The organism is Pseudomonas cavernicola (assembly GCF_003596405.1).
Lineage (GTDB): Bacteria > Pseudomonadota > Gammaproteobacteria > Pseudomonadales > Pseudomonadaceae > Aquipseudomonas > Aquipseudomonas cavernicola.
Window position 1 is genome coordinate 552,817 of record NZ_QYUR01000006.1, and the last position, 16,090, is coordinate 568,906.

Below are 16,090 nucleotides of genomic sequence, written 5' to 3' on the forward strand. Positions count from 1 at the left end.
GAAGCCCGCCATGTCCCAAGCCCACGACAAGCTGATCGGCCCAGTGCCATCCCGAATCGCCGATGCCGCCCGCATGCAAGTCACGCCTTACGAAGGGCGGGTAGCCGAATACAACATCGCCGCGTGGCTGCAGCTACCGGGCCTGGCCAATCTGCCGGTGTCGTTGTTGGTCAGCTACCGCGATGGCGACAGCCGTCGCGAGGTACTGGTGGATCACGGCAAGGTCAACATTCACCACAAAATCCTGCTGTCCGGCATCGCTCGCCTACCGGTCAAACAGAAGATCCAAGACATGCAGATTTGCCTGCGTTCGGCAGTGCCGGCGCCCAGTTTGATCGTCGAAGAATTATTCGTACAGGCCGTGGAACTGGCGAGCGCCGAGAGCCGCCAAGCCCAGGCCTGATGACAGCTGTGCAGACCAAAACCCCGCGCCCAGCCGCGGGGTTTTGCTTTCAGCGCTGCACAACGCTTGAACTGGTTGGAATTGGTACGGCGAAGTCATTGGCGCCCTGCCCAGCGGCGGCCTGTAGCGGCTGTTGCACCAGAGACTCCGGCCACTGCGCGAAGCGCAGGCCGGTAAGCCGATTAAGACGCTCCAATGCCTGCTGAGGATCCCACTGCTGCAAGTGGATCACGTTGTCCTTAGTCCTGCTCATAGCACCCATCGTTCCTCGGCTAGTCCGTGCCCCGCTGGCAGTTTGATAGCAATCTCTACTGAGAGAGCCAAAAGCGTGCCAACCTCCCAATCATCTACCTTGCGGCCCCACCGCCAGCCTTGAACCTGCGCAGCAGGAGCTATACGCCGCAAACTGACGTTTTTCGTCATCCGTTGGCTTCTACACGTCATCCGTTGGCTTCTACACAGTGACCGCGTTTACTTAGTCGCTTGTAGCCATTGCGCCAAGCTACCGCCAAATAGTGCCGCCTGCTCCTCATGCAGCATTTCCAACGCCGCGCGCAGCCCCGGATACCAAGCCTCATTCAGCTGCGCCGGCAGTAGCCCCAGGCGCGGCAATGGCCAGGGGCTGTGGCTGAGCAGTTGATGCAGGCTGTACTGCGTTAGATCGCGACACAGCACCCAGCCACCCCCGCTGGCTCGACAGATCAGTTGCTCGCGTTCAAGGAAATCGAGGATCTCGTCCCACTCATCCTCCGGCAGCTGCCAACCCTGACTCTGCACATCGCTATGCCGCACCAGTTGACCGCGCAACTGGCAATCATGGAACACCCGCAGAATGCCCAGCACCACCAATAGCCTGGGCACCGCACGACGCCGCCAATGCCGCGATGACGACAGGTTGCATACCAACTCGGCACCAAACAGCACGATCAGCCATGACAGGTAGATCCACAGCAGAAACAGCGGTACGGTCGCGAAGGCACCGTAGATCAACTGGTAGCCGGGAAACAAGCGGACATACAGGCCGAACAGCATCTTCGCCACTTCGAACAACACCGCGGTAAACAACCCACCAAGCAGCGCATGTTTGAGCGGCACCCGAGCGTTGGGCACTGCGGCATAAATCAGTGTGAACGCCGCCACACTGGACAGCAGCGGCATGAAGCGCAACAAGGTCTTGGCCCCGATCACCGCATCCGGCCCGGAAATCAAGGACAGCGAAGTGATGTAGGTGCTCACCGCAAAACCGGCGCCTAACAACAGCGGGCCGAGACTGAGAATTGCCCAATACAGCAAGAAGCTGGATACGCCACGCCGCGGCTGGCGCACGCGCCAGATGGTGTTGAGCGCCTTCTCAACCGTCACCAGCATGGCAAAGGCGGTCACCGCGAGTAAAACCACACCGATCCAGGTCAGTTGCCGCGCCTGCGAGGTGAAGTTTTTCAGATACTCCTGCACCGTTTCACCGGAGGACGGCAAAAAGTTGCGAAAGATGAAGTTCTGAATTTCCTCGCCAACGCCCTGAAAGGCAGGAATCGCGGAAAGCATGGCGAAGGTCACCGTCATCATCGGCACCACCGCAAACAGAGTGGTGTAAGTCAGCGCCGCAGCGCTATTGGGCCCATGGTCGGCGAGAAAGCGCCGCAGCAGAAAGCGCCAGAATTCCACGACATCATTGAAGCGTTGGCGCATGCCCTCTCCTTAGCGATTGACGAACGCGACCTAACAGACCGCAAACCTTGCGCCCTGTTCAGACAGAGGCACCGACGCGGTTAGAATAGCCGCCACCTAATGCAAGATGCGACCCGCACATGACCGATCTGACGCTCTATCACAACCCGCGCTGCACAAAATCCCGCGGCGCGCTGGAACTGCTTGAAGCCCGCGGCCTCGCGCCGACCATAGTGCTCTATCTGGAAACCCCGCTGAGCGCCGTCGAACTGCAGGGCCTGCTGGGCAAGCTCAAGCTGTCCGCACGTCAGTTACTGCGCAGCGCCGAGGACGAATACAAAACCCTGAACCTGGCGGATGCCAGCCTCAGCGAAGAACAACTGATCGCCGCCATGGTCGCCCACCCCAAGCTGATCGAACGGCCGATTCTGGTCGTGGGTAGCAAGGCCATCATCGGCCGCCCACCGGAGAAAGTGCTGGAGATTCTGCCGTGAGCCAGCCCTATATCCTGGTGCTCTATTACAGCCGCAACGGCGCCACCGCCGAGATGGCCCGGCAGATCGCCCGCGGCGTCGAACGCGGCGGCCTGGAAGCTCGCCTGCGCACCGTGCCGGCGGTCTCCACCGAGTGCGAAGCCGTAGCCCCCGCCATTCCTGCCGAAGGTGCGCTCTACGCCAGCCTGGATGATCTGAAAAACTGCGCCGGCCTGCTCTTAGGCAGCCCGACCCGCTTCGGCAATATGGCCGCACCGCTGAAATACTTCCTCGACGGCACCAGCAGTCTCTGGCTGACTGGCGGGCTGGTCGGCAAACCGGCCGGCGTCTTCACCTCCACCGCCAGCCTGCACGGTGGCCAGGAGACTACCCAGCTGTCCATGCTGCTGCCGCTGCTGCACCACGGCATGCTGGTCTGCGGCTTGCCCTACAGTGAGCAGGCACTGTTCGAAACCCGCGGCGGCGGCACGCCCTACGGCGCCAGCCACCATGCCGGTACCGATGGCAAGCGCCCGCTGGACGAACACGAGATCACCCTTTGCCGCGCCCTCGGCCAACGCCTGGCACAGATCGCACAGCGTTTGGAGAACAACCGTGGCTAAAACCCCGAAGCCCCTGCCGGCACTGAGTTGGCTAGCGCCACGCTTAGCCCTGAGCCGAGCGCTCAGCTTACTCAGCTTTGTCGGCTTGGCGCTGTTACTGCTGATCTGGAACCTGGTCTACGCCGACCTGCATGGCGCGCGACCGTGGGTGATCTTGAGCATCGAACTGGCGCCCTTGCTGATACTCGCCCCCGGTTTACTGCTCGGCAGCGCACGGGCCCATGCCTGGACCTGCTTTGTGGTCAACCTGTACTTCATCAAAGGCGTGCTCGCCGCCTTCGACCCCAGTCGCAGCCGGCTCGGCTGGATCGAAGCACTGCTCAGCCTGACACTGTTCTGCGCTGCGCTGCTCTATACGCGCTGGCGCTTCCAGTACGACCGTAAGTTGGCGGGCGAATAGTGGAGCGACCTCGCCGCAAAGTCGCAGCCCGCCAGTTCGATAGTCGCAAACGCCCACCCTCTCCCCAACCCTCTCCCGGAGGGAGAGGGGGCGGATCGAAGTATGGTTATTCCCCGCGTACATCCGTCATTCCCGCGAATGCGGGAACCCAGGTAGGGGCGGCCTCACCGCGAAGCGGCAGCCCGCAGATCAACTACCAAAATTGGATTTTAAAGCGTCGCGAACGAAGATCAGGACCGCACTCGCTCCTTACGGGCAGCGGCATTCCCCACATCCATACGGGTCACAAGGCGCAACGCAGCATGATTGAGCGCAGCAGCTTGAAGCCAGATTTTTACCAGCCGAGGATTTCCTTCAGGAAAGGAATGGTCAGCTTGCGCTGCGCCTGCAGGGAGGCCTGATCCAGGCGTTCCAGCAGCTCGAACAGCGCGCTCATGCTGCGCGTGCCTCGCGTGAGGATAAAGCGGCCGACTTCGTCGGTCAGGTGCAGGCCACGACGTGAGGCACGCAGTTGCAGGGCCCGCAATTTGTCTTCGTCAGACAGCGCCTGCAACTGGAAGACCAGCGCCAGGGTCAGGCGTGACTGCAGGTCTGCTAACTGCACCGGCAACTCCCGGGGCGAAGCGGCGGCGGCCAGCAGCAACCTGCGGCCACTGTCACGCAGACGGTTGAACAGGTGGAACAGTGCCTCTTCCCAGTCGGCACGACCGGCCACCGCATCCAGATCATCCAGACAGACCAGCTCGCACTGCTCAAGGTTGTCCAGCAACTCCGGGCCGTAGTCCGCCACCTCCGCCAACGGCAGATACACGGCCTGCTCGCCACGCTGCTCGAAGCGCAAGCACGCGGCCTGCAGCAGATGGCTACGGCCGACGCCGTCACCACCCCAGAGGTAGATCAGACTTTCCGCCCAGCCGGCTTCGGCCTCGCAGAGGCGCTCGACATAGCCGAGCGCCGCGGCATTTGCGCCTGGATAGTAGTTAGCGAAGGTGGCGTCATCGCGCAGGCGCACACCAAGAGGGAGCTGAATCGGTTTCATGCAGGACTGGGCGGCTCGTCAGAACCGCCGGGGGACTCTCGATAAAGAGCGGAAAGTTTATAGAAATCATGAGCATGACGCAGCAATACCATGATCACTGCGGCAACCGGCAGCGCTAACAGTACGCCAGTGAAGCCAAATAACTGGCCGCCAGCGAGAATTGCAAAGATTACCGCCACCGGATGCAGGCCAATGCGATCCCCCACCAACAACGGCGTTAGTAGCATACCTTCGAGCAATTGCCCGACCATAAAGACCGCTGCAATTCCCAGTAAGGGATAAAGCTCACCACCAAACTGAAACAGCCCGGCAGTGACCGCTGCGCCAATGCCAACGACAAAGCCCATGTAGGGCACGATGCTGGCCAAGCCGGCGAGCAGGCCAATCAGCAGACCCAATTCCAGGCCCACCAGCATCAAGCCGCTGGCGTAGATCACCCCCAGCGCCAGCATCACCAGTAACTGGCCACGCAGGAAGGCGCCCAATACTTCATGACACTCGCCGACCAACTGCACGACAAAACCTTCGCGGTTACGTGGCAGCAGGCTACGCATCTTAGCCACCATCACGTCCCAGTCCCGCAGCAGATAAAAGCTCACCACCGGAATCAGCAGAAAATTGCCCAGCCAACCGAGCAACGCCAAACTCGAAGCGGTGGCCTGCGCCAGCACCGCCCCAACAATGTCGGTGGTCTTGCCCAGATGCTCGGAAAAAGCCGCCTTGAGCTGATCGAAACGCCAGAAACCATCCGCCAGACCCAGTTGCGCCTGCGCCCAAGGCAGGGCCGTATGCTGCAACCAGTCGAGCATCTGCGGCGCCAACTCATAGAGGCGTACCAACTGCCTGCCCAGCATCGGCAGCAGCACCAATAGCAACACCAGTAACACCAGGCTGAACAAGCCGAACACCACGACAACCGCCCAGGTGCGCGAGAGCTTCCAACGCTCCAACTGATCCACCAGCGGATCGCCTATGTAGGCCAGCAACACGCCAATCAGAAAAGGCGAAAGAATCGGGTGCAGCAGGTATAGCAACCAACCGAGCAGAAACAGCCCGGCAATCCATAGCCAGTGACGTGAATCAGTCATGCCCAAAGCCTCGCAACGGGAAATTTACCCAGCCAAACCGGATGACTACCACCGGTAACGCAGTACATCCGCGCGCGGCCGTTGCACAGGTGCCGCAACAGACGTCGGGGTCTGTCCGGCCGCCACCGGTGCAGCCTCGGCCGGCATTTCCTGTAGATGCGCCAGGGCCAATTGCGCCCGCAACTGCTCGGCGCTGGCCGTGACCTCATAGGTCAGACGCTCACCTTCAACCTTCTGCAGCCGCGCGCCGAACGGCTCAAGCAAGCGTTGCAGCTCGGCGTAGCGGACCAGATTGGCGCCCTGCACTTCCAGCGTCAGACGCTCGGCCGCACCCGGAGCAGCGACAAAGTGCGGCGCCAAACGCTCGCTGACGGCCAAAAAGACCGCATCCGTCAGGGCATCTGCGTCGGCGCCCTGGGCGGTACCTTGCTCGCGGCTATCGCCCAGCCATAGGCGCCACTGTGCCTGCCACTGTCCAGACTCCTCTTGGGCATTGACCGCCAGCAAGGCATCCGCCGCATAGCGCTCGGAGGCCGGACGCAGTGCCGCAGGCTGGGTGGCAGTGAGGTTTTCCACCGTAGCGACCAGTTGCTCATTCAAATCAGCCAGTGGCAGGCGCAGCGGCAAACCACGGTGCTGGGCGGCACGGCGCAACGGCGCGGCGCTGGCTTGACCGTCACCGACCAGACTGGCGCCTTCACTGGCGTTATTCAGCCACCACGTCAGGATCGCCGGGCGGTTGGAACCCCATAACGACAAGCCGGCTTGACGCAAGCTGCGGTCGCTGCTGATCGGGTCAAAGTCGACCACCAGCAACTGTGGCGGACCACTTTCGTAGCCGTACTGGCTGATCAACTGTTGTGGATCCTTGCGCAATTCGGCCAGGGCCGGGCTGCGTGACGCCTTGCTATCACCGGTAAGACGCAACACCAGCGTGTCCAACGCGCGGCTCAGCGCCGCGGCACGCTCCTCGGGTTGCTGGCTGGCGACTGGCTCGCGCACCTGATACAGGTCAGCGACCGTTTCCGCCCACGAAGGCAGGCTGAGCAGCGACAGACAGAGGACAAACAGGCGGGCAATGGCGCGCATTGGACTCTCTCAAGGCTTAAGGGCGAAGGAAAGGCTCTACCTTAAACAGCCACCTCGACCCCGGCAACACTTGCCGGGGCCAGAAATAATCAGGGCCGGGCAGAAACAGGCCTAAATAACTGTTTAAAGCAGTCGATAACTCACTCGAACAAACAAACCCCAGTACCAGCTCCACTTAGCTAACCAGGCACATGCCTAAAGGGGAAACTTAGTATGTCGATAAAACTACGCCTGCTATTGCTGACGGGCACCGGCCTGCTCACCGCCCTGATCATGAGCCTGGTCAGTTACCTGGGGAATACCCAGATGGCTGAAGCAGTGAATGACAATGAGGTCAGTCTGACTGCACTGCGCAATCACCTTGAAGCCGACATGATGCACGACGCGCTGCGCGCCGATGTGCTCTCCGCCATGCTGGTAGGGCTGGGCAAAAGCACCACCAGCAAAGAAGAAGCGCGCAGTTCTGTCGCTGAGCACGCGGCGCGCTTTCGTGAATTACTCGGCGACAACCTCAAACTGCCGCTCAACGACACCATCAAGGCCGGCCTGAACAAAGTCAGGCCCAGCCTCGATACCTACATCAGCGCTGGCGAACGCATCGTCGGGCTGGCGCTCAACGACCCGGATGCCGCGCAGCAAGACCTGACCACTTTCAATAACGCGTTCAGTCGACTGGAAGACGAGTTGGCCGCCCTCAGCGAACTGATCGAAACCAACACCCAACTCACCAGCAAAGGCACCCAGCAAGTCATCAGCAGCGCCAACTTCACCCTCGCCAGCGTGCTCATCGCCAGCTTGCTACTGCTGCTCATCCAAGGGCGATGGATCATTCGCAGCATCATGGGCCCGTTGCAGTCCGCGAGCCGGATCGCCGACGGCATTGCTCAGGGCAACCTCAGCGAGCGCATAGCCGAGCCCGAGCCCGAACAGCAGGATGAAGCCAGCACACTGACTCGCAGCCTGGCGACCATGCAGCGCGACCTGCGCAGCATGATCGAGGTGGTCCGCAGCAATGCCCAGGGTGTCAGTGGCATGAGCCAGCAATTGAGCAGCGGCTGCCATCAGGTGGCCGGCAGCAGCCAGCAACAAAGCGAGGCCGCCAGCACCATGGCTGCCGCCGCCAGCGAAATGACCGCGAGCATCGAGGAAATCACCCGCCACGCCGAACGCGCACTGAATATGGCCAGCCAGGCCGAGCAACTGGCCAAGGATGGCGGCCAGGTGATCCATCAGGTGGTCAACGACATGGATGGCATTGCCCGCTCGGTGCAGCAGTCGGCGCACGTGATCCGCACCCTGGACAAAGAGTCCGAGCAGATTTTCAGCATCATTCAGGTGATCAAGGGCATCGCCGACCAAACCAACCTGCTGGCGCTGAACGCCGCCATCGAGGCCGCCCGTGCCGGCGAGCAAGGCCGTGGCTTTGCCGTGGTTGCCGACGAGGTGCGCAGCCTGGCCGGCCGGACCAGCGTCTCCACTCAGGAAATCGCCAGCATGGTCGAGCGCATCCAGCAAAGCACGCGCGAGGCCGTCAGCAGCATGGAGGCCGGCGTCGCGCAGGTCGACAAAGGCATGGCGGTGACCGCCGACGTCGAACGCGCCATCCGCGAAATCCTCGAGGCGACCCTGAATACGACTCAGTTGGTCAATGACATTACCCGGACTATCGGCGAGCAGAGCCTGGCCAGTAACGAAATCGCCCACCAGGTGGAAATGATTGCCAACATGTCCGAAGGCAATAGCCGGGTGATTGGCCAGAACGCCGCGACCACCGATGAACTGTCCAGCCTGGCGGGTAAGCTCTCGCAGTCGGTCGATCGGTTCCGCCTCTGACAGATTAACTGGCGGCTGTTCGTCGGATCAGCCGCCGCCAGCGCCTTGCCACTGGCACCGGCCGACAGGCTCTGATGGCCGCCTGCCGGTAAGCCTGATAAAATCGCGCGCCTTCGCAGACCGGCTTCGGCAGTACCTCAAGTCCAGTGAAACCTCGCGAGCGCAGCAGAGAAAGGCGAAAACAGGCAAACGGTGCTTTTCAGCCGGTTTTCAACTGATATCTCGCGCGCAACCCGCAGCAGTGTTCACTTAACTTGACCCGGTCGATCCCCGAACATCCCTTTTAAAAGGCCTGGATCTATGAGCAAGCAACCCTCCATTAGCTACAAGGACGCCGGTGTAGATATCGATGCGGGCGAAGCCCTGGTCGAGCGCATCAAAAGCGTGGCCAAGCGCACCGCACGTCCGGAAGTGATGGGCGGCCTGGGCGGCTTCGGCGCTCTCTGCGAGATCCCGGCCGGTTACAAGCAGCCGGTACTGGTCTCTGGCACCGACGGCGTCGGCACCAAGCTGCGTCTGGCGCTGAACCTGAACAAGCACGACAGTATCGGCATCGACCTGGTCGCCATGTGCGTCAATGACTTGGTGGTGTGTGGCGCCGAGCCGCTGTTCTTCCTCGACTACTACGCCACCGGCAAACTCAACGTCGACACCGCCGCGCAAGTGGTCACCGGCATTGGCGCCGGCTGTGAGCTGGCCGGCTGCTCCCTGGTCGGCGGTGAAACTGCCGAGATGCCGGGCATGTACGAAGGCGAAGACTACGACCTGGCCGGCTTCTGCGTCGGCGTGGTGGAGAAGGCCGAGATCATCGACGGCTCCAAGGTGCAGGCCGGCGACGCCCTCATCGCCCTGCCCTCCTCCGGCCCGCACTCCAACGGTTATTCGCTGATCCGCAAGATCATCGAAGTCGCCGGCGCCGACATCGAGAACATCCAGCTCGACGGCAAGCCGCTGACCGAGCTGCTGATGGCACCGACCCGGATCTACGTCAAACCGCTGCTCAAGCTGATCAAAGACACCGGCGCAGTCAAAGCCATGGCCCATATCACCGGTGGCGGCCTGCTGGATAACATCCCGCGCGTGCTGCCTGAAGGCGCGCAAGCGGTGGTCGATGTGGCCAGCTGGAAACGCCCGGCGGTGTTCGACTGGCTGCAAGAGCAAGGCAACGTCAACGAAGTGGAAATGCACCGCGTCCTCAACTGCGGCGTGGGCATGGTCATCTGCGTGGCTCAAGAGCACGTCGAAACGGCACTGCAAACCCTGCGCGAGGCCGGCGAACAGCCTTGGCTGATCGGCCAGATCGCCGCCAGCGCTCAAGGCGCAGAGCGTGTGGTACTGAACAACCTGAAAGGTCACTGATGCCGGCACGCTGCGATGTAGTCGTGCTGATCTCTGGCTCCGGCAGTAACCTGCAAGCGCTGATCGACGCTACCCAGGCCGGTGAAAATCCGGCCCGGATTCGCGCGGTGATCGCCAACCGCGCCGACGCCTACGGCCTGGAGCGGGCGAAAGCCGCCGGTATCGACACCCAAGTCCTCGATCACAAAGCCTTCGTCGGCCGTGAGGCCTTCGATGCGGCGCTGATTGAGCTGATCGACACTTTCACCCCTCAACTGGTAGTGCTGGCTGGCTTTATGCGCATCCTCAGCCCAGACTTTGTGCGTCACTACCAAGGTCGCCTGCTGAATATCCATCCCTCGCTGCTGCCCAAATACAAAGGCCTGCACACCCATCAACGGGTGTTGGAGGCTGGCGACAACGAACACGGTTGCAGCGTGCACTTCGTCACCGAGGAACTCGATGGGGGCCCTCTGGTCGTACAAGCTGTAATCCCGGTACAGTCGGATGACTCACCGGAAAGCCTGGCCAAACGCGTGCATGTGCAGGAACACTACATTTACCCATTGGCCGTGCGTTGGTTTGCCGAAGGCCGCTTGCGTCTTGGCCCACACGTCGCAATGCTGGATGGCCAGCCCCTACCGGCCACCGGCCACCTGATTCGAACCTAGGAGACTCTATGCGTCGCGCCCTGCTGTTCGTCCTCGCCGTGCTTACCCTGCCGGTGCAGGCCCTGGAGCTCAAACCCTTCTCCGCCAGCTACACCGCGGACTGGAAACAGCTGCCCATAAGCGGTACCGCTGAGCGCAGCCTCAAGCGCCAAGATGACGGGCGCTGGCTGCTCAACTTTGAAGCCTCCATGCTGGTCGCCAGCGTCACCGAGGAAAGCACCTTCCGCATCGAGAATGACAGCTTCCTGCCGCTGACCTACAACTACGACCGTAGCGGTCTGGGCAAAGGTAAACAGGTTGAGTTCGATTTCGACTGGACCGCGAAGCAAATCATCGGCACCGACCGCGGCCAGCAAGTTTCTCAGCCACTCAACCGTGGCCTGCAGGACAAGTCGACCTATCAACTGGTGCTCCAGCATGATGTGGCGGCCGGCAAAAAGAGCATGAGCTACCAAGTGATCGACGGCGACGAGATCGAAACCTACGACTTCCGCGTGCTGGGCGAAGAGACCGTCAGCACCAAGGCCGGCTTGGTCGATGCGATCAAGGTCGAGCGCGTGCGTGACCCGACGCAGAGCAGCCGCAAAACCGTGCTCTGGTTCGCCAAGGATTGGGACTTCCTGCTGGTGCGCCTGCATCAAGTCGAGAAGGACGGCAAGGAATACCAGATCATGCTTAAGGATGGCTCGGTGGACGGCCAGCCCGTCAAAGGCCGCGGCGAATAATCCTCAAGGCATAAAAAAGCCGGGCCAAGCCCGGCTTTATTATTGTCCGAAATAATCCTAACTCTTCCAGATATCCTCCTGATAGCCTAGCTATTCCGAGGGCTTAAGGCATTCTCCTGTCCGATTGTGTTCAACGTCATTTGACCTCATCCGACAATGAAGTGGGGGGGGGGGACAACTGGGGGGATAAAAGGTAACGACAGGGGAAAATAAATGGGTAAACTGAATCCGAAACAAGTCGAAAACCTGACTGAAGCCGGCACCTATGAAGATGATGATGGGCTTCGCTTGGTCGTCAACCTACCGGGCGTAAATCCTGGCTTCTTCGCTTCCAACTGGCAGGTCGTCGTAGGGAGATGGCCTGGGCTCCTTTCCTGAAGTCAGTCTCAAGAAAGCTAGACAAGAAGCCAGCGCCAAACGCAGCCAATTGAGCGATGGTGTAGATCCTCTAGCCGCTCGCGACATCGAACGCGCAGCCCAACGCGAGGCTCAACGCGCCAGCGAGGCAAAACAACTAAAGTTTGAAACGCTCGCCACCGAGTATTGCGAAGCACACGGGGGCACCTGGTCAGATAAGTGGCGCAAAGGCTGGCTACGAAAGCTGGAGCTGTATGCGTTTGACCACATCGGCAAACTGTCAGCCGAGGAGATTGGCACTCCCCAGATACTCAAGGTGCTGCAACCGATCTGGGCCACCAAAACGAGAACCGCCGACGAGTACGCGGGCAGATTGAACAGATCCTGGACGCACGCTTCAATCACGGTTCCACCATGACTGGTGGAGTCGCCAAGTCGGATGACGTCCATATCTGCTCCTTATCCGTTGCACGATCAGATACGTCTCCTTCGGTGGGCACAATGCCCACCGAAGGATGAGTGCTCATGCGTGATAATCGATCATCCAGAGGCAAGCAGCCTCCCGTCACAACAAGTATTGATGTCTACGGGGCTTTACAGCTCATCCATCCAGTTGCTGTTCGGCTTCAGGTCAGCCAGAAACTCCTCCAAGGCATAGTCCGTTTGCACAACTGGCGGCTTAGGAGTTGGTGACACGATAGGGTTACCCACCGGCTGTATTTTGGGAGCCGGGTCATCGCTGCTGGCGGTCTGCGGCATCAGGTTGACCCCGAAAGGGTTACTGACAGGTTTCTTGCCCGGCGTGGCCGAGGTGATCGAGATGATCGTCGCCTGGTCCTGACGGCGCATTGGCATGACTACGCTGGTATCGGCATTCAGGTAACTGGCCATGGTGGCCAGCGCGATTCCTACAAAAGGCGAAGCCGCCCCTGTGTCACCCAGTCGTTGGGTGAGATCGTAGCTCTCCCGTGATTCAAGCAGGTCAAGCGGGCTGTGAGCGGCCTTCAGGGCGGGCAGCAGTTCAGCGAGAGGGGCCGCATTCAAACCGCCATCGTAGAACAACCGAGCAGGCTTCGGAGTGAGCCCATCTATAGCTTTTTGCCAGCCAGCAGCTAACTGGGCGGTCAGGGCCTCGCGCTTCAGACGCTCGCCAGTATCGGGGCGTTGCAGCGACACCATGACAGGGCGGTGAATTTTGGCCAGTACCGGCAGCGCATCCCATTGCTCGAAAGCGCGTTGGGTCCAGGGCTGTGGAATGAACTCCGATGGCTGGAATTCCACCGCGGGTTTACGCAAGCCCCAGCCTCTGAATTCGGGGTCAATTTTATTGTCGTTGACCTTGGCGAACTGGGCGTAGTAACGCAACCATTCGACACGTTCGGGACGACCGACGACCATGGCGACTATTGAGTCCGTGAGTTCACCAGGTTGCCGAGGTCCGGTCCCAAGCCCTATGGGCTTATTACCCTTGGTCGTCAATGACAAGGCCATGTTGAACCCCTCGTTAACGTATACCAGCAACGCAGGAAGGTCCGGATTACGCTCGAATATCTGGAACAGAGATTCCACCACCCCTTCGGGGGTGTCATTGCAGACTATGCCGTCCTGTAAATTACGAATGCGGTGCCAATGCAATCCCGCCGGGCTCCGCATATCGTTGACCATGACAGACAGGCTTTCCTGCGTTCTTTCAGGAGTGAAACGCAGATTCGGTGTTTTGGGACTCCAACCACGAACCACTGTGATGGTAGGGATCGGCCACTTTTCCATGAAGTTTCGCAACCCTAGCTCCAGCGCATCCGTTTCCCGTTTTTCAGAGGCCATATCCTTGTCATCGGCAGTCACTGGGTACTTCTTCGGGTCCATAGGCAGAATACTGCCAACATGTAGAGCCTCTGGCTGTTTTGCATTCTGCTCTTGCAACGTCTGCCAGGCCTGACCTTGACGAAATACATCCAGGCTCATGCCGATGCTGAGCACATCCAGGGTTTCCAGGCGAGATGAAGTGGTCGGAGCACGATAACGAGCGTCAGCAGACATGGCAGAGGCCTTATGGGAAGAGGGATAGGCAGCCACAGGCGTGGCCTGGCTGGCAAAGCAGCGCATGGTCGTCAAAGGAGGCTCGGCAGCCTGAACCAGATGGCTGGTCAACAGCAGGCCGGAGAGTGCACCGCACGCAAGCAAACGGCGCATCAGACAGTCTCTCCAAAACTAACGGATTTGCCCGCTATACGTCCCGCCCGAGACTGGCTAGCCACCAGAGTCGGCATGTTGTCGTTTACGATGGCCGGCAGCGCACCACTCGTGCGGTACCTTGCCGTAGAGTCAATCAGGTCACGACTCTTGGGCTCCTCTTGAAGATAGAGTTTCTCTACCTCTTCGTCTGGTAGATCATTATCGATATCTGAATCAAGTTGTGCTCTTCCGTTGGTACGTGTGCTTTTCCAATTCAGGCGCCAATCGGCCACTCGGCAGAGATAGGCATAGAAGGTCGTGTCATCAACGCTCTCCCCCGCGCCGATGGCCACGTCATACGCCAGCACCTGCCGGCTGTGCTCCGGGTTATTCGGAATCGCGGAGTGAAACGACAAAGCCTCTTGATAACCCTCGCCCTGCAATCGCAGACGCGCCTCGTAAGGGGTTTCTCCACGAGTGACCAATACCTGACCATTGCCTAACGCCCGGAATGTAAAGACGTGGGCGGTTTGTGCCGTCTCCTTGCCTTCATTGAGGGACTTCTCGACACTGCCAGCATCACGCCCATACTTGAACGCCGTTTGCTCATCCAGGGTCTCCTGCCGGGCATGACGAGTGTCCTTGGCCTTCCAACCTTTATTACTCACACCGATGGCGGCATCGATAGGGTCGAGTTTATCCTTGGCCTGGTACACGCCACTGTTTGAGTTCTCCCCCGGCTCGGCAACGGAACCGTCAGCGGAAAAGTCCGCCTTGGCCGGCACTGGTAATTGGGCGGCGGTCAGCATCACGCTGTCACCTTTTTTGAACTTGGCGTTTTGTATGTTCCTGTCCTTCCATCCCAAACCGGTGTCCTCCCAAGAAGACTCCCCCTCAATCATCAAGGGGTAAACATAGGGAGGAGCGTGTTTACCGATTTCTTCCTTCTGGCCATTGCGCTTACGCAGGGTGAATACGCGCTGATGGAAACGCAGTGGCAGCGCCGTGCGCGCGGGCAATCCATTGACGGTATCCCCAACACCTCGCCATCCGATTCCCTGGACGTTGCTAAGACCTACAGTTTGATCTTGGGGAGTGAAATACAGGTAGGTGCAACCACGGTTATCCCGCTCGTTAAACGATATGGGCTCTCCACGGATGTTGGCTTGAGACGCTGCGCCGCCGCTCCAGCCGGGCCCGCCAATGGCGCCGTAACCTTGGCAATTTTTCAGCGCAATACTCGATAACGCTGGAACAGGGTTTGGGGTTCCCGCAATGAACTGAAGAATGCCGTTGAGAGTGGCAATGCGCGCCTGGGTCGTCTGCTGATAATTCGTCTGAAGTGACTCGGTAAATGGCTCAAACAGGCTATAGGGTGAGTTGAGCATGATCACCCCATCAGCCGGTTTTATCTCGTCATCCTTGAGGAATGCATGGGCCAACAGGGTGAGCAGCGTGCCCTGACTGTGACCAACCACGTTGATGGTGTCATTCGGATAACGCTTGCGAATGATCCTGACCAGCACGGCCAGGCGCATGGCGGCGAGCACCATATAACGACGGCTAGGGGCAGAGAACAGCGGATGGGTCGTGGTACCGCCCAGCGCGTCGATGGGAATGAAGCCGAACAGCATGCCGTTGAAACCCTTACCCCACATATCCGGCAAGTTAGTGGTGGCATTGACGAACTGCCCACCCTCCTTGGTACCGGCCTTATCCAGACGGTTATTGTTACGATCCAACCATTCCCCATGGGGCTCGGTCTTTTTGATCTGCTCCTCTTCCTCGCGGAACCCCCAATAGAAAGGGATAACCACACTACGGGTTGAACCACCGTCGCTGGAAGCACTGAACTTGCGCCGGTAGTACACAGCATCGGGGTTGCTCGCTTTACCGTCATCGTCAGTGGGCAGGCTGTATCCAGCCGACATCAGGTAACCAGGGTTACTGGCGCCGTTAGGCAGGGTCTGCGGCATATCCAGGCGTTCGTTCAGCCCTTGGCACAGGCCACGCTCGATACGCTCGTAACAACCGGCAAGATCGTTGACCCCATGCACGACGATGGTCACGCAAGGTTTGGGCGGAGTTGCAATCAGATGTACGTCACCACCGCCAGGCAGAGTGATGGCCTTGCCTGAACTGATTGTTCTCATCCGAACCGCATCATTCATTGGTGCTCTCCTTGCTTCTGCCTGGTTATCCTTCTGT

At 59.8% G+C, this 16,090-nt stretch carries 15 protein-coding genes and 3 pseudogenes; 10 read left to right on the forward strand and 8 right to left on the reverse strand.

What is annotated here, in order from left to right; all coding sequences use genetic code 11:
* The first annotated feature begins 10 nt into the window (after positions 1-10).
* Entirely contained in the window at positions 11-403 is a 393-nt protein-coding gene (locus D3879_RS18715; RefSeq protein WP_119955760.1) for a hypothetical protein, read from the forward strand.
* A 49-nt stretch (positions 404-452) separates the two neighbouring features.
* Here D3879_RS18715 and D3879_RS18720 read toward each other — a convergent pair whose 3' ends face one another.
* The gene (locus D3879_RS18720) at positions 453-656 is read right to left on the reverse strand and encodes a hypothetical protein (protein ID WP_119955761.1); all 204 of its coding nucleotides are present in this window, start codon (positions 654-656) and stop codon (positions 453-455) included.
* A gap of 218 nt (positions 657-874) precedes the next feature.
* Positions 875-2,092: a virulence factor BrkB family protein gene (locus D3879_RS18725; RefSeq protein WP_119955762.1), complete on the reverse strand. Its 1,218-nt coding sequence runs from the start codon at positions 2,090-2,092 to the stop codon at positions 875-877.
* 119 nt (positions 2,093-2,211) lie between these two features.
* On the opposite strand from D3879_RS18725, the gene arsC reads away from it, so the two are divergent.
* Genes arsC through D3879_RS18740 form a run of 3 tightly spaced genes read left to right on the forward strand, consistent with a single transcriptional unit; the run spans position 2,212 to position 3,567 of the window.
* Complete coding sequence (gene arsC, locus D3879_RS18730) at positions 2,212-2,565, forward strand: arsenate reductase (glutaredoxin) (RefSeq protein WP_119955763.1); 354 nt, start codon at positions 2,212-2,214, stop codon at positions 2,563-2,565.
* The gene (wrbA, locus tag D3879_RS18735; protein ID WP_119955764.1) at positions 2,562-3,167 is read left to right on the forward strand and encodes an NAD(P)H:quinone oxidoreductase; all 606 of its coding nucleotides are present in this window, start codon (positions 2,562-2,564) and stop codon (positions 3,165-3,167) included. Before arsC ends, wrbA begins: the two co-directional genes overlap by 4 nt.
* Complete coding sequence (locus tag D3879_RS18740; RefSeq protein WP_119955765.1) at positions 3,160-3,567, forward strand: DUF2069 domain-containing protein; 408 nt, start codon at positions 3,160-3,162, stop codon at positions 3,565-3,567. Before wrbA ends, D3879_RS18740 begins: the two co-directional genes overlap by 8 nt.
* Positions 3,568-3,901: 334 nt before the next feature.
* Here D3879_RS18740 and hda read toward each other — a convergent pair whose 3' ends face one another.
* Genes hda through D3879_RS18755 form a run of 3 tightly spaced genes read right to left on the reverse strand, consistent with a single transcriptional unit; the run spans position 3,902 to position 6,783 of the window.
* Positions 3,902-4,606 carry a DnaA regulatory inactivator Hda gene (gene hda / locus D3879_RS18745; RefSeq protein WP_119955766.1) on the reverse strand — a complete coding sequence of 235 codons (705 nt, stop codon included), beginning with the start codon at positions 4,604-4,606 and terminating at the stop codon, positions 3,902-3,904.
* Positions 4,603-5,694, reverse strand: coding sequence for an AI-2E family transporter (locus D3879_RS18750; RefSeq protein ID WP_119955767.1), 1,092 nt, complete (start codon positions 5,692-5,694; stop codon positions 4,603-4,605). The genes hda and D3879_RS18750 overlap by 4 nt, the downstream gene beginning before the upstream one ends.
* Before the next feature lie 45 nt (positions 5,695-5,739).
* Complete coding sequence (locus D3879_RS18755; protein ID WP_119955768.1) at positions 5,740-6,783, reverse strand: DUF2066 domain-containing protein; 1,044 nt, start codon at positions 6,781-6,783, stop codon at positions 5,740-5,742.
* Between the two features lie 213 nt (positions 6,784-6,996).
* On the opposite strand from D3879_RS18755, the pseudogene D3879_RS27910 reads away from it, so the two are divergent.
* The 6 genes and pseudogenes from D3879_RS27910 to D3879_RS18780 all read left to right on the forward strand — a co-directional run.
* A pseudogene (locus tag D3879_RS27910) lies at positions 6,997-7,758 on the forward strand (MCP four helix bundle domain-containing protein); the annotation flags it as partial.
* A gap of 132 nt (positions 7,759-7,890) precedes the next feature.
* Positions 7,891-8,616, forward strand: a complete 726-nt coding sequence (locus D3879_RS27915; protein ID WP_420800943.1) for a methyl-accepting chemotaxis protein — start codon at positions 7,891-7,893, stop codon at positions 8,614-8,616.
* Positions 8,617-8,916: 300 nt separating this feature from the next.
* The gene (purM, locus tag D3879_RS18765) at positions 8,917-9,975 is read left to right on the forward strand and encodes a phosphoribosylformylglycinamidine cyclo-ligase (RefSeq protein ID WP_119955770.1); all 1,059 of its coding nucleotides are present in this window, start codon (positions 8,917-8,919) and stop codon (positions 9,973-9,975) included.
* Positions 9,975-10,625 carry a phosphoribosylglycinamide formyltransferase gene (gene purN, locus D3879_RS18770; protein ID WP_119955771.1) on the forward strand — a complete coding sequence of 217 codons (651 nt, stop codon included), beginning with the start codon at positions 9,975-9,977 and terminating at the stop codon, positions 10,623-10,625. The genes purM and purN overlap by 1 nt, the downstream gene beginning before the upstream one ends.
* Positions 10,626-10,633: 8 nt before the next feature.
* Positions 10,634-11,350 (forward strand): DUF3108 domain-containing protein, encoded by a 717-nt coding sequence (locus tag D3879_RS18775; RefSeq protein ID WP_119955772.1) that lies wholly within the window; start codon positions 10,634-10,636, stop codon positions 11,348-11,350.
* A gap of 213 nt (positions 11,351-11,563) precedes the next feature.
* Positions 11,564-12,100, forward strand: a pseudogene (locus D3879_RS18780) (tyrosine-type recombinase/integrase); the annotation flags it as partial.
* Here D3879_RS18780 and D3879_RS27920 read toward each other — a convergent pair.
* From D3879_RS27920 to D3879_RS18790, 3 genes and pseudogenes are all read right to left on the reverse strand, one after another.
* Positions 12,079-12,157, reverse strand: a pseudogene (locus D3879_RS27920) (PAAR domain-containing protein); the annotation flags it as partial. The pseudogenes D3879_RS18780 and D3879_RS27920 overlap by 22 nt on opposite strands.
* A gap of 144 nt (positions 12,158-12,301) precedes the next feature.
* Positions 12,302-13,900 (reverse strand): type VI lipase adapter Tla3 domain-containing protein, encoded by a 1,599-nt coding sequence (locus tag D3879_RS18785; protein WP_338014894.1) that lies wholly within the window; start codon positions 13,898-13,900, stop codon positions 12,302-12,304.
* Complete coding sequence (locus D3879_RS18790) at positions 13,900-16,053, reverse strand: T6SS effector phospholipase Tle3 domain-containing protein (RefSeq protein ID WP_119955773.1); 2,154 nt, start codon at positions 16,051-16,053, stop codon at positions 13,900-13,902. The genes D3879_RS18785 and D3879_RS18790 overlap by 1 nt, the downstream gene beginning before the upstream one ends.
* Positions 16,054-16,090: the final 37 nt, after the last annotated feature.